18 protein-coding genes are annotated in these 17064 nt (G+C 59.3%); 6 read left to right on the forward strand and 12 right to left on the reverse strand.

From position 1 onward, the window contains the following. Position 1: 1 nt before the first annotated feature. From FCS96_RS02670 to ubiE, 9 genes are all read right to left on the reverse strand, one after another. Positions 2 to 721, reverse strand: coding sequence for a 16S rRNA (uracil(1498)-N(3))-methyltransferase (locus FCS96_RS02670; protein WP_138438689.1), 720 nt, complete (start codon positions 719 to 721; stop codon positions 2 to 4). Next, positions 718 to 1497: a twin-arginine translocase subunit TatC gene (gene tatC, locus FCS96_RS02675; protein WP_138438690.1), complete on the reverse strand. Its 780-nt coding sequence runs from the start codon at positions 1495 to 1497 to the stop codon at positions 718 to 720. Before tatC ends, FCS96_RS02670 begins: the two co-directional genes overlap by 4 nt. Beyond that, positions 1494 to 1970, reverse strand: a complete 477-nt coding sequence (tatB, locus tag FCS96_RS02680) for a Sec-independent protein translocase protein TatB (RefSeq protein WP_138438691.1) — start codon at positions 1968 to 1970, stop codon at positions 1494 to 1496. The genes tatC and tatB overlap by 4 nt, the downstream gene beginning before the upstream one ends. An 11-nt stretch (positions 1971 to 1981) precedes the next feature. Then, positions 1982 to 2218, reverse strand: a complete 237-nt coding sequence (gene tatA, locus FCS96_RS02685) for a twin-arginine translocase TatA/TatE family subunit (RefSeq protein WP_138438692.1) — start codon at positions 2216 to 2218, stop codon at positions 1982 to 1984. Positions 2219 to 2307: 89 nt separating this feature from the next. After that, positions 2308 to 2637: a phosphoribosyl-ATP diphosphatase gene (locus FCS96_RS02690; protein WP_138438693.1), complete on the reverse strand. Its 330-nt coding sequence runs from the start codon at positions 2635 to 2637 to the stop codon at positions 2308 to 2310. Between the two features lie 12 nt (positions 2638 to 2649). Further along, the gene (gene hisI, locus FCS96_RS02695; protein ID WP_138438694.1) at positions 2650 to 3066 is read right to left on the reverse strand and encodes a phosphoribosyl-AMP cyclohydrolase; all 417 of its coding nucleotides are present in this window, start codon (positions 3064 to 3066) and stop codon (positions 2650 to 2652) included. 41 nt (positions 3067 to 3107) lie between these two features. Continuing rightward, positions 3108 to 4751, reverse strand: coding sequence for a ubiquinone biosynthesis regulatory protein kinase UbiB (gene ubiB, locus FCS96_RS02700; RefSeq protein ID WP_138438695.1), 1644 nt, complete (start codon positions 4749 to 4751; stop codon positions 3108 to 3110). Then, positions 4748 to 5389: a ubiquinone biosynthesis accessory factor UbiJ gene (locus tag FCS96_RS02705; protein ID WP_138438696.1), complete on the reverse strand. Its 642-nt coding sequence runs from the start codon at positions 5387 to 5389 to the stop codon at positions 4748 to 4750. Before FCS96_RS02705 ends, ubiB begins: the two co-directional genes overlap by 4 nt. Beyond that, positions 5389 to 6180: a bifunctional demethylmenaquinone methyltransferase/2-methoxy-6-polyprenyl-1,4-benzoquinol methylase UbiE gene (ubiE, locus tag FCS96_RS02710; RefSeq protein ID WP_138438697.1), complete on the reverse strand. Its 792-nt coding sequence runs from the start codon at positions 6178 to 6180 to the stop codon at positions 5389 to 5391. Before ubiE ends, FCS96_RS02705 begins: the two co-directional genes overlap by 1 nt. Positions 6181 to 6306: 126 nt before the next feature. Here ubiE and FCS96_RS02715 point away from each other — a divergent pair, with 126 nt between their 5' ends. After that, on the forward strand, positions 6307 to 6585 hold the full coding sequence (locus tag FCS96_RS02715) for a polyhydroxyalkanoic acid system family protein (protein ID WP_138438698.1): 279 nt from the start codon (positions 6307 to 6309) through the stop codon (positions 6583 to 6585). A gap of 17 nt (positions 6586 to 6602) precedes the next feature. Here the strand turns inward: FCS96_RS02715 and FCS96_RS02720 are convergent, their stop codons facing one another. Then, entirely contained in the window at positions 6603 to 7352 is a 750-nt protein-coding gene (locus FCS96_RS02720; protein WP_138438699.1) for an FFLEELY motif protein, read from the reverse strand. A 72-nt stretch (positions 7353 to 7424) separates the two neighbouring features. After that, a complete protein-coding gene (locus FCS96_RS02725) occupies positions 7425 to 8348 on the reverse strand; it encodes an alpha/beta hydrolase (protein WP_138438700.1) in 924 nt (307 codons plus the stop codon). A gap of 335 nt (positions 8349 to 8683) precedes the next feature. Here FCS96_RS02725 and FCS96_RS02730 point away from each other — a divergent pair, with 335 nt between their 5' ends. Continuing rightward, entirely contained in the window at positions 8684 to 10111 is a 1428-nt protein-coding gene (locus FCS96_RS02730; protein ID WP_138438701.1) for a WS/DGAT domain-containing protein, read from the forward strand. Between the two features lie 90 nt (positions 10112 to 10201). Beyond that, on the forward strand, positions 10202 to 11071 hold the full coding sequence (locus FCS96_RS02735) for a bile acid:sodium symporter family protein (RefSeq protein ID WP_138438702.1): 870 nt from the start codon (positions 10202 to 10204) through the stop codon (positions 11069 to 11071). Between the two features lie 19 nt (positions 11072 to 11090). Here FCS96_RS02735 and FCS96_RS02740 read toward each other — a convergent pair whose 3' ends face one another. Beyond that, positions 11091 to 12014, reverse strand: a complete 924-nt coding sequence (locus FCS96_RS02740) for a DMT family transporter (protein WP_138438703.1) — start codon at positions 12012 to 12014, stop codon at positions 11091 to 11093. A 256-nt stretch (positions 12015 to 12270) separates the two neighbouring features. On the opposite strand from FCS96_RS02740, the gene FCS96_RS02745 reads away from it, so the two are divergent. The 3 genes from FCS96_RS02745 (at position 12271) to FCS96_RS02755 (ending at position 16999) form a co-directional block, all read left to right on the forward strand. Continuing rightward, complete coding sequence (locus FCS96_RS02745) at positions 12271 to 13377, forward strand: porin (RefSeq protein WP_138438704.1); 1107 nt, start codon at positions 12271 to 12273, stop codon at positions 13375 to 13377. 252 nt (positions 13378 to 13629) lie between these two features. Continuing rightward, on the forward strand, positions 13630 to 14790 hold the full coding sequence (nosP, locus tag FCS96_RS02750; RefSeq protein ID WP_138438705.1) for a nitric oxide-sensing protein NosP: 1161 nt from the start codon (positions 13630 to 13632) through the stop codon (positions 14788 to 14790). Continuing rightward, a complete protein-coding gene (locus FCS96_RS02755; protein WP_138438706.1) occupies positions 14777 to 16999 on the forward strand; it encodes a hybrid sensor histidine kinase/response regulator in 2223 nt (740 codons plus the stop codon). Before nosP ends, FCS96_RS02755 begins: the two co-directional genes overlap by 14 nt. The last annotated feature ends 65 nt before the right edge of the window (positions 17000 to 17064 follow it).

Raw genomic sequence — 17064 nt, forward strand, 5'->3', positions numbered from 1 at the left:
GTTAGCCGCAGGCATCGAACAGACGGCTGACCAGAACCGGTACGGCCGTCTCCACCCGCAGAATGCGTGGCCCCAGGTGCACGGGGGCACAGCCGGCTTCCTCGAGTTTACCCACCTCGTAAGGCGTAAAGCCGCCTTCCGGCCCAATGCACAGCGCGGTGGGCTGGTCCAGATGGGTGGGGCAGGGTCGATCTGTGCCCGGGTGGGCTACCAGGGCGTGTTTGTCGGCCAGCAGTGCCGGTAGCTCATCTTCCACGAAGGGTTTGAACAGCTTGCGAATGTGCACCTGGGGCATCACCGTGTCTCGCGCCTGTTCCAGGCCCAGCGTCAGGTTCTCGCGCAGGTTGTCATCGGACAGCCACGGCGTCTGCCAGAAGCTTTTTTCCACTTTATAGCTGTTGATCAGCCAGAGGTCCTTCACCCCCAGCGTCGCACAGGTTTGCAGCACCCGGCGAAACATCTTGGGGCGGGGCATGGCGAGCACCAGGGTCAGCGGCAGCGCGGGCGGTGGTGCCTGATCAAACGATACCTGCAATTCCGCTTCGGTTTCGGTTAGCCGCAGCACTTCACCGGTGCCAATGTCGCCATTGACCCGGCCGACCGGAATGCAGTCACCGGTCTCAACCCGGATTACTGAGTGTAGATGCTGTAGCCGGCGCCCGGTCAGCCTGACCCGATCGTCCGCGGTGAAATCCTCGTCAAACAGCAGTGCCAGGTTCATTCGCCGGCGGACTCGTCGGTCTCAGCGACTTCCCGCTTCGCCAGTCGGCCGAAGATGATGCCCACCTCAAACAGGATCCACATGGGCACGGCCAGCAGCGTTTGGGAAATGATGTCCGGCGGGGTCAGCAGCATGCCGATGATGAAGCACGCCACTACCACGTAGGGGCGTTTGGCAGCCAGATCGGCCGGTGTCGTCGCGCCGGTGAGAATCAGCAGTACCGTGGCGATGGGGATTTCAAAGGCGACCCCAAAGGCGAAGAACATCTTCAGGACAAAATTCAGGTAACTGCTGATGTCCGGCAGCTCAACAATGCCTTCCGGCCCAATGGCGGTGAAAAAGCCAAATACCAGCGGAAACACCACGTAGTAGGCGAAGGCAGCGCCGGCGTAGAACAGCAGCACCGAGGTAAACAGCAGGGGAAACGCCAGCCGTTTCTCGTGGGAGTACAGGCCCGGCGCGACGAAACTCCAGAGCTGGTACAGGATGATGGGAATGGCAGCAAAGACCGCCAGGACCAGGGCCAGCTTCAGGGGCGCAAAAAACGGGGAGGTCACGTCGGTGGCGATCATGGTCTGCCCGATCGGCAACAGCGATCGGATCGGTTCCGAGAGCCACAGGTACAGGTCGTTGGCAAACGGGTAGATAGCAGCAAAGCAGATCACCACTGCCAGTACCATTTTCAGCAGGCGGTTACGCAGCTCCAGCAAATGCTCGATCAGGGGCATTTCCTGGTGTTCGGGGGAAGCAGGGTTGCCGTCTGGCTGGGAAGTCATGAACGGTCATCCGATGGAGCATGCCCCGAGCGGGGCTGTTCGGTGCCCTCGGGCTCGGCGCCGGGAGTGGGTTCGTGTTCAGGCGCCGCGGCGGACTCGGCCGATGGCGTCGGCTCATCGCCGTTTTCGGGCGATTTCGTGGCCACACGACGGGTCGCCGGGGCCGGGCGTGAGCTCTGGTGGTCGCTGTGCGGCATGATCATGTGTTCGTAACGCTTGGCATCGTCGAGCGCACCGCGCACGCTCTTCTGGACGTCTTCGAGTCCTACATCGCCGGCTTTGCGCAGTTCTTCCCGTAGCTCTTCGGCCTTGAGCTGGCGATCCAGCTCCGAGGTGAACTGGCTTACCATGCGCCGGGCACCGCCAATCCACCGCCCGGCAGCTCGGGCAGCGGTAGGCAGGCGCTCGGGGCCGAGCACCAACAGAGCAATGACGCCGCAGATCAGCAGTTCAAGAAAGCCAATATCGAACATTCAGCCTGGTCTCAGCTGTGGGACTTGTCCCGTGGCTTTTCTTCGGGTTTGGCCGGCTGGCCCTTCGCGTCGGTATCTTCTTCCAGGGAGTCCGGGTCAGCGGCCTTGCTGTCCTCGTCGTTCATGGATTTCTTGAAACCACGGATTGCACCGCCCAGGTCGGTGCCGATGTTGCGCAGCTTCTTGGTTCCGAACAACAGAATCACGATGCCGAGTACGATAAGGAGCTGCCAGATACTGATGCCCATGATGGGGTCCTCGTTTTAAGTTGTCGCTACACCGTAGTGTACGTTAACAGATCGGATTGACGTTAATCTCCCGATCAGTCTGTTTTCCCTTATTGGTCCCGGGAGGCTTTCTCTTCCAGTCCGGACAGGTCGAAACGCCGGGCCAGTTCATCCAGGACTTCGTCCGGGCCAAGGCCGAGCCGGGACAGCATCACCAGGCTGTGAAACCACAGGTCTGCGGTCTCGTAGACCACGTTCGAGGTGTCACCCGAGTGCTCCGCGTCCTTGGCGGCCAGCAGAGTCTCGGTGCATTCCTCACCGACTTTTTCCAGAATCTTGTTCAGGCCTTTGGCATGCAGGCTGGCCACGTAGGACGTGTCCGGATCGGCCTGTTTGCGCGCTTCCAGTACCTGTGCCAGTTGTTGCAATACGTCACTCACCGTCGGAACTCCTTATTTGCTGCCGTAGATGGCGTCGGGGTCTTTGATCACCGGATCAACGCTGACCCACTGACCGTCTTCCAGGCTGCGATAGAAGCAGCTGCGTCGGCCGGTGTGGCAGGCAATGCCGCCCATTTGTTCCACCTTGAGCACGATGACGTCTTCATCGCAATCCAGACGGATATCCTTGATGACCTGCTGGTGGCCAGAGGATTCACCCTTGCGCCAGAGTTTGCCACGGGAGCGGGACCAGTACACTGCCTGGCCCTCAAGAGCTGTCAGCCGAAGCGATTCCCGGTTCATCCAGGCCATCATCAGGATATCGCCAGTGGCCGCATCCTGGGCGATGGCGGGCACCAGTCCATCGTCGGTCCAGCGGATGACATCCAGCCAGTCGGGGTTGTCGACATTATCGGGGGAATCTTTCATTTTTGTGAATCCTGAATTCTCAATGCTGAATCAATAATCAGTTAGCGACTTCCGCGCAGCACCAGGCCGCCTGCTCCGGCCAACAGTAGCCAGCTCCAGATCGGCACGTCGGCGACCCAGGCCTGGGCTTCCGGTTGGGTGCCCAGCACCGCCACGGCGATCAGAACGCCGGCAGTCAAACCGCGTCGCCAGCGGCGTTCCGCGCGTCTTTGCTGTTCCTGAAGCAGTTCCAGTGTAGCTTGATTCTGTTGCTCGGTGGGGCCGGACTGGCGCAGTTGCAGCAGCGCATCGTGCACCAGTTGCGGCATCTCCGGCGACTGTTCCAGCCAAGAGGGCAGGTGTGTTTGCAGTGACTTGATCAGTCCGGACGGGCCTATCCGACGGCGCATCCAGCTTTCCAGATACGGTTGCGCGGTGCTCCACAGGTCCAATTCGGGGTAAAGCTGGCGACCCAGGCCTTCCACGTTCAGCAGTGTCTTCTGGAGCAGAACCAGCTGAGGTTGCACCTCCATGTTGAAGCGGCGTGCAGTCTGGAACAGGCGCAGCAGGAAGTGACCAAAGGAAATGTCCTTCAGTGGCTTCTCGAAGATCGGTTCGCACACGGTGCGGATGGCAGCCTCAAACTCGTTGACCCGGGTATCCGGTGGCACCCAGCCGGACTGGACGTGCAATTCGGCGACCTGGCGGTAGTCACGGCGGAAAAACGCCAACAGGTTGCGGGCCAGGTAGCTCTGGTCGTCCGGTGCGAGGGTGCCAACAATGCCGAAATCGATGGCGATGTATTTCGGATCAGCAGGGTTGCTCACGTCCACAAAGATGTTGCCCGGGTGCATGTCGGCGTGGAAGAAGCTGTCTCGGAACACCTGGGTAAAGAAGATTTCCACGCCTTTTTCGGCCAGCACCTTCATGTTCACGCCGGCGGCGTTCAGGGCCGGCACGTCGGCAATGGGTATGCCGTGGATGCGCTCCATCACCAGCACCGACTTGCGGGTGTAGTCCCAGTCGATGAAGGGGATGTAAATCAGTGATGAGTTCTCGAAATTGCGGCGCAGCTGGCTGGCGTTGGCGGCCTCGCGCTGCAAATCCAGCTCGTCGTGAATGGTGGAGTCGTAGTCTTCGACCACCTCCACCGGGTGCAGGCGCCGGCCTTCAGACCAGTATTTCTCCAGAAGACCGGCCATCAGGTACATCAGGGCCAGGTCCTGACGAATAACCCGTTCGATCCCCGGACGCAGGACCTTCACCACAACCTTCTGGCCATTGGGTAGGGTGGCGCCATGCACCTGGGCCACTGAGGCCGAGGCAATCGGATCCGGCGTGAAGTCCTGGAACAGCTCAGCCACCGGGGCTCCAAGCGACGACTCGATGATGGTGCGGGCAACGTCGCTGGGGAAGGGAGGAACCCGGTCCTGCAGGTTTTTCAGGGACTCGGCCATGTCGTCTGGCAGCAAGTCGCGCCTCGTCGACAGGATCTGGCCGAACTTCACGAACACCGGCCCCAGCTCCTCCAGCGCCAAGCGCAGTCGGTCGCCCCGGTCTAATTTCGGCTTGGGAAACAGGTGCCAGGGCGCGAGCAGGAAAAACACCTTCAGCGGTGCCGGCAACTCCGCCAAGGGCAAAAACGTATCCAGCCGGTATCGGCAGAACACCCAGGCGATTCGGATCAGTCGTTGCAGGCGGGTCACGGGTTCTCCGGTTCGTCAGTAGGGGCGCGGTTGCCAATCTGGTCGATGCGCGCGGCAAGGCGTTCAGTGCGGAGGTTAAGTTCGTCGATGTCCGCGAACGTGGCTTCCAGTTCGCGCCGGCCGGGGAGGGCACGGCTTTCCTCGTGCACGTATTCCTCGATATTGGCGTTCAGCGCCTGAAAGGCGTTGCGGCTCCATTTCACCGCCCCGCGAACCCGTTGGCCCAGAAAATGCGCGGGCACGTCACCGATGTGTCGGGCCATGGCCGCTTCCCAGTCCGGGTTAAGCTGATTCAGGGCGCGTTGTAGCTGGTGTGCCAGTGCGGTATCGCCCTCCACCTGCAACCGGCCATCGCTGAACACCCGATCATCACCGAGTGCCAGTGCCGCCAGGGCAATGGGCTTGCCCTGGATTTCCAGTCCCGGCGTTTCCGGTGGCTGGCTGCTGACCTGAACCCGACTGCCCGTGGTGTGCAGTGTGTAGGCCAGAGGCAGTGGCGCGGTAATGGTCACCCGGACCGGGGCATTCAATGCGGTCAGTAGCGCCCGACGGCCTGCCGGATCAAGTTCCAGGGCCTGGTTCAGCGCGCCTTCGATGATGGCGGTTACCGCAGCGAGCAGGGTCGGCCCGGGAAACATCAGGGCTTGATTCCCACGTGCAGGGCAACAATGCCGCCGGTCATGTTGTAGTACTTGCAGCCTACCAGACCGGCGTTTTCCATCATGCCCTTCAGGGTGTCCTGGTCGGGATGCATGCGGATGGATTCGGCCAGGTACTTGTAGCTTTCGCTGTCGCCGGCAATCAATTGGCCCATCAGCGGCAGGGCGGTAAACGAGTAGGTGTCGTAGGCTTTGCTCAGCAGCGGGTTAGTCGGCTTGGAGAACTCAAGGATCATCAGCTTGCCGCCGGGTTTGAGAGCCCGGGTCATGTCGCGCAGGGCTTGGTCCTTGTCGGTGACATTGCGCAGGCCAAAGGCAATGGAAACCGCATTGAAGCTGTTGTCAGGAAACGGCAGATGCTCGGCGTCGGCCTGAACATACTCAATGTTGCCGGCGTAGCCGCGATCCACCAGCCGGCCACGGCCCACTTTCAGCATGGACGCGTTAATATCGGCCAGTACCACCTTGCCGGACGGGCCTACAAGGTCGGAAAACTTCATGGTGAGATCGCCGGTGCCACCGGCAATGTCGAGCACCTGGTGGCCCGGACGAACACCCGAGAGTTCAATGGTGAAACGTTTCCACAGGCGGTGAATACCCATGGACATCAGGTCGTTCATGAGGTCGTATTTACCAGCTACGCTGTGGAATACGTCCGCCACCTGGCTCGCTTTCTGGCTCTTGGGCACATCCCGAAAACCGAAATGGGTGACGTCATCCTGGCCCTGGCTGTTCTGGGCCTGATTGGCCGGCGTTTGCTGCTCGCTCATGAGAGAAATCCTGTCTGAATCTGAACCTCGTATTCTAACCGCTGGTGGGGTCGCTACAAGGGTGGCGGCGAGTTTAATAGCGCCCTAAACTGTAAAACCTTCCATTTTCCAAGAGAAAACTGATTTATGTCCGTTATTGATGTACGCCGTCCGCATTCACTGGACAAGGAGCATGCTCGGGAAGCTGCTGAAAACCTGGCGAAAGATCTGTCCGAGCAGTTCGACGTGAACTATCAGTGGGAGGGGGATCTGCTCCGGTTCAAGCGCAGTGGCATTAAGGGTCAGCTCGACATCAGTCATGCCGACCTGCACATCCATCTTGAGCTCGGCATGATGCTCCGCCCGTTCAAGTCCCGGATCGAACAGGAAATCAACTCACAGCTGGACCAGATGCTGAAGGCCTGAGGCTGCGGTAGCCGGGGTCAGAGATCGGCCGGTAGCCGGAACGGCTCGGAATGGCCTGCAAGGATATTATCCATCACCCGCTGTTCCCGGCTCACCAGTCGCTCAATCAGTGAGTCGACATCGTCCATGGCGCGAAAGGCCATGAAGCCCCGGTGCATGAACCCGTGCAGGTCGGCTAGTCCGGCCATGTCGGCCGGTGCCTTGGTCATGGACAGGAGCCAGCCCAGGGTCCGGTTGCGCACGTAGCGATCCAGTTGCAAACCAACGTCTTCAATCAGCTCGAGCTGACGCCCACGCAACGGTAGTTGTCGGCTCTGGCGAAAGGCTTCGCAGTACTGGGCCACGGTCAGGCTATCGGCGGGAATCTGTGCCTCGCGCAGCTGTTCGGCCAGCTCCAGGTCCAGTTGCTGGGTTATCAGGTTCAGCTCCACCAGGCGTGCCAGGGTGCCCAGGAGGTGGTCCGGCAACCATTTCACCATTTTCGGAAACACCCGATCGATGTTGTCGTCCCGGCCGGTCATGGCGGAAGGCGCGTACAGGTCGGACAGTAGAAACTCGAGGCCAGTGTGGTAGCCCGGGTGCTCGTACAGATCCTGGTGGGTGGTTTTCAGCCGTTGCGCCTGCCAGTCGGCGACTTCAACGGTATCTGCCAGCAGCGGATGCGCGGCTTTGTGCTGGCGGAAATCGTGATACGCCAGCAACAGATGACGAAGCAGGCGCCCATTGTCGGTGGTGACTTCGGTGGCGACCAGGCGCTTGCGGTACATGGGAAACAGGCTCCGTTTAACTAACCGTGGGGCAGAAGCCGGGTAGTTTAACGAAGGTTCGCCCGCAGGACACTAGCCCTGGGAGGCTACCGGCAGGGTTTCGAGACTGGGTAGCCATTCTTTGCTGTCGAGGGTGATGAAGTGACTCGGTGCCTCGGTTTCAATAATGCGCATGGTAGTCGGGCTATGACGGGCGCTGGCCAGCATGGCAGTACGGTCGAGAATGCGATCCACGGCCGGGATCAGAAAGGTGCCATGACGGATGTTGTTGTACACGCTGGTGTCGGTGCGCTCCATCCAGTCCATGATGTCCTCGATGTTGCGAACAATGGTCAGGTGGTCCTTGGTGGCTGAGAACAGATTGCTCAGAAGCTGTTTCTTGCGCGGGTTCATCTTGCCAAAGAAGGTCTGGCCATAGGCAGAAGAGGGCGCGGAGTTGATCAGGCGAATCAGCCAGGGCCACATTCCGTGGCTGACTGGTTCCAGCAGCGTCGTTACCAAGGCATGAATCTTGGCCTGGGGCAGCACCGGCGCTTCCAGCACCACTTCCACATCCTCATACAACTCCGGCCACTGATTCATCGCCTCCAGGATCACCGCTCCACCCCGGGAGTGTCCGTGAATGCGGATGTTCCGGGTGGTCGGCAGGTTGGCGAGCGCCTGGTTCAGGATGCAGGCATCGTATTCAATGGTGCCTTCGAGGTGCTTGATCGGCACTTCCCAGTGCGGTGTTTCCGGGGTCATGCCGTTTACCGGGATGTGGTAGTTGCTGCAGGTCAGCAGGATCAGTTCGGTGGTGGGAGCTTCGTAGGCCTGGGTGAAGTAACAATGGTTTTCCAGGAATCCGTGGACACCGACAACGGTCACCTGGGCTTCGCCACTGTGATTGCGAACTGAGACAGCGCCCTTGCCAACGCGATAAACGCGGCCAGAAAACATCTCTGAGTAAGCGTTTTCGATGGGTTTGATCAGTTTGCGAACATGGCTCGCTTTCATTGTTACTCTCCCGACCAGCGTATTATTGGCCTGCTATTGATATTAGACGCTGTTGGAAACTCGGTATTACAGTCTGTTGTACTCCGAACCCGAGTTGTTTGTATTGGCTCGGCTAACAGTATCTACGCTTGATTGGGGCCAATCGATGACTCTTTAGTGGTATTTGGTAACCATCGACCCGGAACTTAGGTCGATTTTAGGTCGAAAAGTCGTTAACCGGTAACTATTTGTAATTTTGTGCATGACAGTGTCGATGGAGACGTTGCAACTTGTCTGGCACAATGCGGAGTTCGGTTTTTACGTAGCTTCATCCATTTCCCCAGGGACGACCAGGTTTGAGTCACGAGCAATCGCATCTTCTTTTGCCTGCGGATTCGGCCTGGCTGGCCTTGGAACGGCCGGAAAACCCGATGACCATCACGGTCATGCTGCGGGTGGACGGGCTCACCGCACCGCGATTGCGGGAATTCCTGCAGGTGTACTGGCTGGCTTGGGAGCGATTCCGTTTCATGCCGGTGCAACGCTCGCCCGGTTGGTGGTGGGAGCAGGATCCGGTGTTTGATCTCAAACATCATCTGGATGTGGTACTTGATCGTTTCAGCCCCGACGAGCTCCAGGACTGGGTGTCGGCGCGCCTGAACCAGCCTCTTCCCCTGTACCGCCCACGCTGGAAATTCTGGCTGGCCCCCAATGCCGAGGGCGGCGCCGCGCTCCTCCTGCGCCTGCATCACTGTTACGCCGATGGACTGTCCTTGCTGGGTATATTTGATCGGCTGTGTCCGCCATCGCCACAGCAGCATCCAGCGCTGTATGGCGCCGCTGAAACTCCGCAACTGGCCCGTTGGAGCGCCGCCGCCAAGGCCTGGCTGGAGCGGCTGGTCGCGAACGAAACGGCGACACGGGGTGAGGTGGGTGTCACCGACGTAGAAGCCCCGGCGACGGACCGGATGCAGCAGGCGGGGCGATCGTTGGAGCGCGTTGCCGCCAATGGCCTGAAATTGCTGAATGAGATCAGTGAATTTCTGGTTGAGCCGGCGGATACGCCATCCGATCTGAAGCGGCCATTGCTGGGCCGGCGTCAGTGCCGCTGGTCAGAACCGGTACCCCTGGCGCGCTTCCGATCGGTGGCGGACGCCACCAGCGTCACCATTAACGATGTCCTGCTCAGTTGTGTTGCCGCGGCAGTCCGCAGCCGGCTCGGAATTGAGGCCGCTGAGCTGGACGATGCGGTGCTGCACGCGGCGGTGCCGGTGGATATTCGGTCCAGGTTGCCGGCCGACCTGCAACCGGAGTCCGGCTCCCTCGGCAACTATTTCGGCACTGTATTTGTGCCCTTGCCGGTGGACGGTGAAAGTCCGCTGGAGCGTCTGTACCGGATTAAACACGAAACCCGCCGGCTGAAGAAAAGCTGGCAGCCGGGTATCGCCTGGGGGCTGGTGGCCAGCGCTTCGGCAATTCCGGAGCCCTGGCGGCAGCCGGTGGCCGATGTGTTCTACCGCAAGGCCAGTGCGGTGGTGTCCAACGTTCCGGGTACGCCAGAGACCCGTTACATGGCCGGCTGTCGTATTACCGAGCAGATGTTCTGGGTACCCCAGGCCGGCGATATCGGCCTGGGCGTCAGCATCGTCAGCTACGCTGGCCAGATCCAGTTCGGGGTGGTTGCCGACGAGGCGATCATGGCCGATCCCAGCGAGTTCCTGGCCGACTGCCTGCAGGAACTTCAGTGCTTCCCGCATGGGCGCTGGCCTCAAGGCGGATTGTAAAAACGTTTACATTCTGGGGCAGGTCTTTCGATTAGACTCCGGATGTCATGCCGCCGGGCCCGACCAACAACAATAACGAGGAGTCTCAACGTGGAGACCAGTCCGCTGATTTCGATCGGCCTGCCCATTTCACTGTTTATCATCATGGTGGGCATTGGCCTCACGCTGACCCTTCGGGATTTCGGCCAGGTCACGCGCAACCCACGCAGCATTGTCGTGGGCACTATTGCCCAGATCCTGCTGATGCCTCTGGTGGCCTTTGCCATTGCGCCATTCCTTGGCCTGGCGCCGGCCCTGGCGGTTGGCCTGGTTATCATTGCTGCCTGTCCGGGTGGAACCACTTCAAATCTGTTCGTGCTGCTGGCCCGTGGCCACATTGCGCTGTCGATCCTGCTGACGGTCTCTGCCAGCTTGATTACCATCATCACCCTGCCGTTTTTCACCAATTACGCCCTGCAGATGTACTTCGGAGAAGCAGCTAACATCTCGCTGCCGGTGGGCAAAACCATTGCCATGCTGGTGGTGATCGTGCTGCTGCCCGTGGCCCTGGGTATGTTCATCCGGACCAAGGCACCGGCGAAAGCTCAGAAAGCCGAAGGCATCGTTAGCATCTTTGGCGGATTCGTCTTGCTGCTGCTGATTATCGCCCTGCTGTGGGGGTCCCGGGAGCGGTTGCCGGAGTTGCTGGCCCAAGCTGGACCGGCGGCGTTTCTGTTGAATCTGACCGGTATCGTGATTGGGCTTGGGCTGAGCCGGCTGGCGGGCCTGTCCCAGAGAGAGTCCCTGGCCATTGCCGTGGAGTTGGGCATCAAGAACGGCACCATCGCCCTGATGGTGACGCTGACCCTGCTGGAATCCAGCGAGATGTCGATACCGGCAGTGGTTTACAGTGTGCTGATGTATGGCTTTGGCTGCATTCTGATCGCCATGGGCCGCCGCCTGGTGCCGGTGCCCCAGTAAGCGGCCACATCGGGTTGGGCTAGGGTTTTGCGGTAACAAGGCGAGACCAGAGTCGGCCATCGATGGCAGACAGCCCCAGCGCAATCAGCCCCAAACCCGCGAGCTGGGTCGCCGTGATCGACTCGTTCAGGAACAGTATCCCCAGCAGAATCGCCGACCCGGGTACCAGCAGAGTGACCAGCAGCAGGTTGGTGGCCCCGGCCGATTCCAGCAGTTTGAAATAGATGATGTAAGCCAGAGACGTGGAGAACAGCGCCAGTCCCAGAATCGCACCCCAGCTGTGCACACTCGCCGTACTGAGCGCCTGCGTCCCTTCCAGGCTCATCGCAATCGGCATCATGATCAGGCCCGAGGCGGTGACCTGGCCCGCGGCGGTCAGAATCGGATGAACCCCCAGGGCCTTGAAACGCCGGCCATACACCCCGCCAAACGCATAGGACATCGCCGCACCGAGAATCGCCAGCTGTGGCAGCCAGGGCGTGGGCTCGGACGAAGCCGGCAGCCCGATCATCACCACCACACCCAGAAATCCGATCACCACACCCAGTACCTTCAGCGGCGTGGCGCGCTCGTCTGTCAGCAGGCAGGTGGCCACCACCACGGTGAACAGTGGCGTGGTGGCATTAAGAATGGACGCCAGGCCCGAGGCAATCTGGGTCTGGCCCCAGACGATCAGCGAAAATGGGATGGCGTTGTTGATGGTGCCCATGCCCAGGAATGCCAGCCAGACCTGCCATTGCCTGGGCGGGCGCAAGCCCAGGATCAGCACCACGCCCCATAGCCCAACGGCGGCCAGCGATACCCTCAGTGCAACAATGGTCAGTGGCGGCAGGTCCTGGACCGCAACACCAACAAAGAAAAATGACCCACCCCAGAGCAGCGACAGCACCAGCAGCAGTGTCCATTCCCGCATTCCCATGGTCAGACTGATTGGAGATGTCACGATATGCTTCGCCTTATCAGTTAATTGGAACGACCAAGGCTAGCCGGCATTAACCGGTTCCGCCATCCGATTCTTGCGAGGTCGTACTGCCAAAGTGGCGAATTGCGCCCCTCCCAAATGAGCAGGTAATCAACTCCCTTGTGTTATTTCCCCTTGGTTGTGCTTCTCCGAGTATGGAATTCGGGCGTCAGATCGCGCTCCGGGGCTAGAGCTTCACGGCCCTGATCCCAGATTTCCAACAACAACCGGGGGAATTATGAACAACAACAATATCCGAAAATCAGCTCTGGCATTGGCCGTGGCAGCGACCTTGGGAGTCAGTGCTGGCGCCCAGGCAGCCATTGAAGTTTATGACGAGGACGACACCAGTTTTTCTGTGGATGGTTATTTCAATGCCTTCTATGTGAATCGGGATGACAAGCTGGCGGATACCCGCAATTCAGACGTGAAGATGGGCTTCCTGCCGAACACCATCGGCTTCAATTTCAGCAAGGAAATGGGCGAGCTTACGCTGGGGGGGCGTTCTTCATTCTGGAGCACGATCAATGACAGCCTGCAGTCGCCGACCGATACGGCCATCGACGTGCGCCAGCTGTATGCCACCGTGGACGGTGCCTTTGGTCAGGTGCTGATGGGTAAGGACTTCGGTCTGTATGCCCGCTCCAATATATTCCAGGACGAGATACTGATGGGCTTTGGTTCTCCGGGTGCAGCGACCGGGGTGTCGTTCGGCAACATCCGGACAGGTTATCCCTACCCCAATCCCTCGGCGCAAATTACCTATCGATCCCCGGACATGGGCGGGTTGAACGTGGCGGTGGGTATTTTAGAGCCGGCCAATACCACGCCTGGCCCTGGTTCCGAGCAATCGGCGCCCCGGTTCGAAACAGAAGTTACCTACAGTGCCGATCTCAATGGTGTCAGCCTGACCGGCTGGCTCAACGGTCGTTCCCAGAAGTCTGAAAACGATACCAGTTCGGTGGATTCGACTGGCCTGGGCTACGGTTTGCGGGCATCGGTGGCCGGATTCTCGCTCAGTGGCTCCGGGTTCACTTCCGAGGGTGACGTGCCGGTCCTGATCAGTGACACGGCAGCGCCCATTTCCGAGGAGGATGCCGATGGCTTCCTGGTCCAGGGTTCCTATACCCTTGGCGCCAATCGCCTGGTTCTGTCTTATGGCGAGACTGATTCCGATCAGGCCGACTATGAGACTGAAAATACCTCGGTGGCGGTGTTCCATAGCGTGAACAGCAACCTCAAGCTGGTGGCGGAATACAACATGTTCGAGCAATCCACCAAGTCCACCGGTGCTGATGCGGCCGATATCGATACCCTGGCACTGGGAGCGGTCGTGATGTTCTGAGTCGGCGCTGACCGGCGCAGCCCGCTAAGGTCGGAACGGATGTTGGCCTTTGGGGGCGGCCGGAGTACGACTTAAGTGTCGTTTTACCCACGCCGCAACTGGCAGTGCCGGCTGCAGTCGATCAGGAGGGTAATTTTATCAATGGCTTACCACAGTTTCGGCGCGCCGATTAAAAGCACGGAAGTCGCATTGGCAGGTTATCCGGATGCCGTAGAATCGGATCAAAGACCTCGACCTATGGATCCGGTGACTATGAGCCCAGAGACGGTCCCGTCAGCGGTTCGGACTGCCAGCGTAAACGTGCACAACCCGGCCCTGGCGGCCAGCCAGTTGGCTGCCCAACTCAGTCACGAAGACCTGGGCTGCGTGTTGTTTTTCTGTTCGGCGGAGTACGAACTGAAACAACTGGGGCCTGCGCTTGAGGCTGCGTTTCCGGGAGTTCGCATTTGCGGTTGCACTTCGGCTGGCGAAATTACCCCCGAGGGTTATGGGCGCGGCTGTATTACTGCCATTGGTTTTGATCAACGTTATTTCTCCATCGACTGCGCCTTGATTTCATCCCTGGATCGCTTTTCCTTGCAAGATGCCCAGGGCGTGATCAATCGCTTGCTGGCCACCTGTCGCGATGCCGGTCTGGCGCCGGTAAAAGGCAACACCTTTGCAATTACCTTGCTTGATGGCCTGTCCAGCCGGGAAGAGCTGGTTCTGGCTACCCTCAATTCGGCGCTGGGAACCATTCCCCAGTTTGGCGGCTCAGCAGGTGACGACGAGCGCCTTGCCAATACCCACGTGTTTTATGACGGTCGGTTCCATACTGGCGCGGCTACCGTGATGCTGGTGAATACTCCGCTGGATTTCCGGGTGTTCTCCACCCATCACATGGTCGATCGCAGCGAGAAGTTGGTCGTGACAGACGCCTGTTCCGAGCGTCGCACGGTAAAGGAACTCAATGCCGAGCCAGCGGCCCAGGCGTATGCTCGGGTCGTTGGGGTTCGGGTTGAAGATCTGGATCGGGAAATTTTCGCCCTGCGCCCGCTGGGCGTGAAGATTGGTGGCCATTACTTTGTCCGTTCGATCCAACGGGTAAATCCTGATGGCAGTCTCACATTTTACTGCGCCGTTGAGACCGGGATCGTGATGACCGCTATGGAGCCGGAGAGCCTGCTTGACAGTGTTCGACATCAGATCGAAGCCTCCGAACGGGTGGTGGGGACGCCCTTGATCACCATTGGGTGCGACTGTTTCCTGCGCCGTCTGGAAGCGGAATTAACCGGGGAGGTGGCTGCCGTGTCGGAATTTATGCGGCGCCATCGGGTGATCGGATTTAACACCTACGGTGAGCAGTTTGACGGAATGCACATCAATCAGACGTTTACGGGGGTGGTGATTGGCCAACCGGATGCCCATTCCTGACCCAGGCGAGCCGTCGACCGACGAGATGAAAAACCGCCAAATCGAGGCGCTGGAGGAAGAAAATCAGCGCCTGCGAAGGATTCGAGACGCGCTGATTGTGAGGGTGGAGTCAGGTACTGCCCACAAACCTGAGCCCTACGCTGCCTTTGAGCACTCGGTGATTCTGGCGGAACAGGTCCGGGAGCGGACCGATGCCTTGAATAATGCCTTGGAAGAGCTCAAGTCCAGCCATACGGCCGTCAATCGGGCCAGGGAAGAAGCCGAAACCACTCGCCAGCGGCTTAGCGATGCGATCGAAAGCATCGCCGATGGGTTTGTCCTGTTCGACCGTCATCATCAACTGATACAGAGCAATAGTCGCTTCCGTAGTTATTGGCGCGATGCGGGGATCGTGGCGCCGGAACCGGGTACCAGCATTCAAGAGGTCAAAACTCGTGCCGAGGCCAGCGGCCTGATCGTCGAAGAACATGACCACGACGACCCCGAAGGCTCGGTGTTCCTGCTGTCCAATCAACGCTGGGTTCAAGTAACCGAACGTGCCACCCGTGAGGGTGGCTTGGTGGTGCTCTATTCCGATATCACTGACGTTAAAAACAGCGAAATGATGCGCCGGATCAAAGCACTGGAAGAAAGCGAGCGTTGGATCCGTGTGGTCACCGATCACGTGCCAGCGCTGATCGCTTACGTCGGTGCCGATATGCGGGTTCAGTTCTGCAACAAGGTCTACGAGGCTTGGTACGGAAGAGGGGGGTTCCCGGTTCTGGAGCAGCGACTGGATCAGATTCACAGCCCTGAGTTCTACCAGCGCTTGCTGCCCCAGATCATGGAAGTGATGGACGGGCACAATGTAACGTTTGAGCTGGAAGAGACCGATGGCAGGGGCGAGGTGCGGTACATGCTCCGTTCTTACGTGCCCAATCTGGACGAGTTTGGCGACATCATCGGTTTCTTCGTGCTAATCCGTGACATAACGGACCGACGTAAGACCGCCTTGGCACTGGAGGAGGCTTACGATGATCTTGAGCGCCGGGTTAACGAGCGCACCGCGGCGTTAACCAGTCTGAATCACAAGTTGCGTGACGCAAAGCTTGACGCTGAACGAGCGAACATGTCCAAGACCAAGTTCCTGGCGGCGGTCAGCCACGATCTGCTGCAACCGCTGAACGCCGCTCGGCTGTTTACCAGTTCGCTACTGGAGCAAAGTTTTGGTCCGAAGGCTGAGGGATTGGTACGTTCAGTGAGCACGTCGTTGGACGATGTGGAGAATCTACTCGGCACTCTGGTGGATATTTCCAAGTTGGATGCCGGTGTGATCAAACCGGATGTAACGGCATTTGATCTGCGCGATTTGCTTAACAACATTGCCCGGGAATTTCGGCAGATGGCGCTTTCGGAGGGCCTGCGGCTGGATTTTGTGCCGTGCTCGGTAGTGGTGGAATCCGACTCCCAGTTACTGGCTCGTATTCTCCGCAATTTTCTGACCAATGCTATTCGCTACACTCGCACCGGGCGCATCCTACTCGGTTGCCGCCGGCAGACAGATCATGTCGTGCTGCAGGTCTGGGATACCGGGCCTGGTATTCCGGAAGACAAGCTCACCGAAATTTTTCAGGAGTTCAAGCGCATTAGTCCGAGTGGCGCCCAGGCAGACAAAGGCTTGGGGCTGGGCCTTGCCATCGTGGACAAGATTTCCCGGATGCTTGGTCATGAGGTACGGGTGTCCTCGGTTGAAGGCAAGGGGTCTGTGTTCAGCGTACGCGTGCCGTTGGGCCAGCTCCAGCCGCCCAGAGCGGTTGCGAGCGCGGCACCCTCTTTGCCGGATGCAGGCCTGGACGGAGTCCGTGTCTGGGTGATCGACAACGATCGCTCGATTTGCCAGGGCATGCAGACTTTGCTCGAAGGATGGCAGTGCCAGGTGGTGACGGCGGTTTCCCTCGAGGACCTGGAGCGGCAACTGGACATCGAGTCCGCGGAGGTGGAGCTGATCCTGGCCGACTATCACCTGGACAACGACGAAAACGGTGTCGACGTGGTAGGTGAAATTAATCGGCGGCGCAGTACACCAGCGCCTGTGTTGATGATTACCGCCAATTACTCCAATGAGCTGAAACAACGGATTCGGGCGTTGGGTTACCTGCTGATGAATAAGCCCTTGAAACCGTTAAAATTACGCAGTGTTCTGCACCATGTGGTGCACAACTTAAGGTAGACGTGATGCCTGGCTTACAATGGGAAGGATTGCGAGGGGCGACCAGGTCGCCCGACGCCACAGAC

The sequence above is a fragment of the Marinobacter alexandrii genome, from assembly GCF_005871205.1.
Lineage (GTDB): Bacteria > Pseudomonadota > Gammaproteobacteria > Pseudomonadales > Oleiphilaceae > Marinobacter > Marinobacter alexandrii.

Bases quoted from the DNA above. Each gene is read 5' to 3' on its own strand.
- FCS96_RS02670 (WP_138438689.1), bottom strand. From the start codon at position 721: ATGAACCTGGCACTGCTGTTTGACGAGGATTTCACCGCGGACGATCGG.
- tatC (WP_138438690.1), bottom strand. From the start codon at position 1,497: ATGACTTCCCAGCCAGACGGCAACCCTGCTTCCCCCGAACACCAGGAA.
- tatB (WP_138438691.1), bottom strand. From the start codon at position 1,970: ATGTTCGATATTGGCTTTCTTGAACTGCTGATCTGCGGCGTCATTGCT.
- tatA (WP_138438692.1), bottom strand. From the start codon at position 2,218: ATGGGCATCAGTATCTGGCAGCTCCTTATCGTACTCGGCATCGTGATT.
- hisI (WP_138438694.1), bottom strand. From the start codon at position 3,066: ATGAAAGATTCCCCCGATAATGTCGACAACCCCGACTGGCTGGATGTC.
- FCS96_RS02705 (WP_138438696.1), bottom strand. From the start codon at position 5,389: ATGTTTCCCGGGCCGACCCTGCTCGCTGCGGTAACCGCCATCATCGAA.
- ubiE (WP_138438697.1), bottom strand. From the start codon at position 6,180: ATGAGCGAGCAGCAAACGCCGGCCAATCAGGCCCAGAACAGCCAGGGC.
- FCS96_RS02715 (WP_138438698.1), top strand. From the start codon at position 6,307: ATGTCCGTTATTGATGTACGCCGTCCGCATTCACTGGACAAGGAGCAT.
- FCS96_RS02720 (WP_138438699.1), bottom strand. From the start codon at position 7,352: ATGTACCGCAAGCGCCTGGTCGCCACCGAAGTCACCACCGACAATGGG.
- FCS96_RS02725 (WP_138438700.1), bottom strand. From the start codon at position 8,348: ATGAAAGCGAGCCATGTTCGCAAACTGATCAAACCCATCGAAAACGCT.
- FCS96_RS02745 (WP_138438704.1), top strand. From the start codon at position 12,271: ATGAACAACAACAATATCCGAAAATCAGCTCTGGCATTGGCCGTGGCA.
- nosP (WP_138438705.1), top strand. From the start codon at position 13,630: ATGAGCCCAGAGACGGTCCCGTCAGCGGTTCGGACTGCCAGCGTAAAC.
- FCS96_RS02755 (WP_138438706.1), top strand. From the start codon at position 14,777: ATGCCCATTCCTGACCCAGGCGAGCCGTCGACCGACGAGATGAAAAAC.